2 protein-coding genes are annotated in these 2,566 nt (G+C 28.6%); both read right to left on the bottom strand.

Features of this window, described 5'->3' with window-relative positions; translation table 11 throughout:
• Positions 1 to 573, bottom strand: a 573-nt coding sequence (locus VK998_RS04805) for a DUF1576 domain-containing protein (RefSeq protein ID WP_325226107.1), incomplete at its 3' end; no start/stop codon positions are given.
• Positions 574 to 724: 151 nt separating this feature from the next.
• Positions 725 to 2,356 carry an MBL fold metallo-hydrolase gene (locus tag VK998_RS04810; protein WP_325226110.1) on the bottom strand — a complete coding sequence of 544 codons (1,632 nt, stop codon included), beginning with the start codon at positions 2,354 to 2,356 and terminating at the stop codon, positions 725 to 727.
• Positions 2,357 to 2,566 lie beyond the last annotated feature (210 nt).

Here is a 2,566-nt window from a genome sequence, read left to right on the forward strand (position 1 = left end):
AGTAAAACCGATATTGTATAAATTATACCCATCGTGGAACTTAGCCATTTGAGCTGACAAAGGGGTTATTATAAATCCAATTATTATGCCTATAAAAATTCCAATAGGTATACCTATATGTCTAGATAAGTGAGTACCAAAAGCTATTTCACTCACCACTGGCGCTAAAGTAGTGCTGAACATCAATATTAAAAAAATATTTTTAAATTCTATTTTTTTTGCTTTTGAATATAAATATCCTCCTAAATAAATTGGCCAAAAATTAAGGACATTCTTGCCAATAAAAGAAAAACCAATAACAGTAAAGATAGCTGCCATTGCTAAACCGTTTATATTTGATTTGAATTTATTTAGCAAATATAGATTTATTAATCCCATTATCCCTGCATTTACAAAAGCAGCTCCTATCCCGCCTACTTCAATATAATCTGTTAAAAGTATATCTGGGGCTACAATTATTTCATACATTCCTTTTAAAATTGTATTAGGAGAATCTAAAACAAATGCTATTACTATCAAACTTAAACAGAATACTAATACTATTAATAAACTGCAATTTCTATTATCAATCAAAACAACACCTCCAAAACTAAGTCTAAAGTATTTGCATTAGATTATTTGTTATTATATAAACAAACGTTAACATATTATATCATTTTTCTATAAAAAAAATCTATAATAATTTAATAATTATTATAGATTTAAAGATTTATTATATTGATAGTTATTTCCCTAACATCATATTTAAATCCATTAAATTCTGTTGAAGTTGAATTAAAATATTCTTAAGAGAATCATATTCTTTTTCTAATAATTTATGATCTACTAATTGCCCCTTCCTTGTATTTAAAGACTGGAATTGATTATATATATATTGTAGATCTTTCATTATGCTTTGTTCTAAATCTTCTGCTTCTCTGTCTGTCCTTTTAGTTAATTCAACACTTTGTCTTTTGATATCAAATATCTCTCCTATATTAGGTATTATTGTTTCGATATTGAATTCTTTTTCTATTAAATTAGCTAATGCATTAGAGGATTTTTCTTCTCCATGAACAATAAAAATCTTCTCTGGTTTCTTCTTAAATTTTCTAATCCAATCTATTAGCATAATTTGATCTGCATGGCCAGAAAAACCTTCTAAATCATATATCTCAGATTTTACTGCCACTTCTTCTCCTAATATTCTCACTCGCTTTGCTCCATTTAATATTATTCTACCCAAAGTACCTTCTGCTTGATAACCAACAAATACTAGACTATTTCTAGCATCCCATAGGTTGTGTTTTAAGTGATGTCTAATTCTACCAGCTGTTGCCATTCCGCTAGATGAGATAATTACCTTAGGAAATTTATATTTATTCAATGCCATAGATTCTCTTTGATCTTTTACATATCTTAAATTTGGAAATTGAAATGGATTATCTCCTTTTAAGATAAGCCCTTTTGCTTCATCATCAAAACTACTAGAGTTGGCTTGGAAAGCTTCCGTAGCTAATACTGCCATAGGGCTATCCACATATACTGGAATTTTCATATATTCTTCTATTTCTTTATTGTATTCATAATATTTGTTTAGTTTATAAATCAGCTCTTGAGTTCTACCTACTGCAAATGAAGGTATAATTACACTACCACCTCTAAGAACGGTTTTATTTATTATTTCTACCAACTTTTCAGTGCTTTTGTTGAACTCTTCATGAATCCTATCTCCATAAGTAGATTCTATTATTAAATAATCAGCCTCATCTATAAACTCTGGATCGTCTATTATGGGCCTGTTAGGCATTCCTAGATCGCCTGAAAAAACAATTTTTAAAATTTTCCCTTTTTCCTTAATCCATAATTCTATAATTGATGAACCTAACATATGTCCTGCATCTCTAAACATCAATTCTATATCTTCATTGACAATTATCTTTTGTCCATATAGATAAGTTTCAAAATATTTTAGACTAATTTCTGCTTCTTCCATAGTATACAAAGGTTCAATTGGTTTTTTCCCAGCTCTTTGTCTTTTCCTATTTTCCCATTCTACATCTGCCTCTTGGATTTTTGCTGAATCCATAAGCATTATTTTACAAAGATCATAGGTTGCCTTTGTTGATATTATTTTACCTTTAAACCCATCTTTAATAAGTTTGGGTATCCTCCCACTATGGTCTATATGAGCATGAGATAATATTAGATAGTCTATCTCTCCAGGGTTGTATGGAAAAGGTTCAAAATTCATTCTTTCTAATTCTTCACTTCCTTGGAACATGCCACAGTCTATTAAAATCTTATGTTTATCAGTAGCAATTAGATAATTCGAACCAGTAACTACCTTCGCTGCACCACAGAATTGAATATCCATTTTTTCACCGCCTTTGTTTATTATTACTATTATTTCATTTTTGTATGCCTTTGTAAATACAAATATGAGAAAATGATAGTGTCAAGTAATTGTTGGAAAACAATTAAAAAATAATTTTCTAAATAATATTAGAATAATAACTCCATAATCATATAATGTAATAATTTGTAATTTTAATTTCGCTTTACCTTAATAAACCTAAGTTAATAG

This window comes from Schnuerera sp. (assembly GCF_035459645.1).
In the GTDB taxonomy this organism is placed as follows: domain Bacteria; phylum Bacillota; class Clostridia; order Tissierellales; family Tepidimicrobiaceae; genus Schnuerera.

Bases quoted from the DNA above. Each gene is read 5' to 3' on its own strand.
- VK998_RS04810 (WP_325226110.1), bottom strand. From the start codon at position 2,356: ATGGATATTCAATTCTGTGGTGCAGCGAAGGTAGTTACTGGTTCGAAT.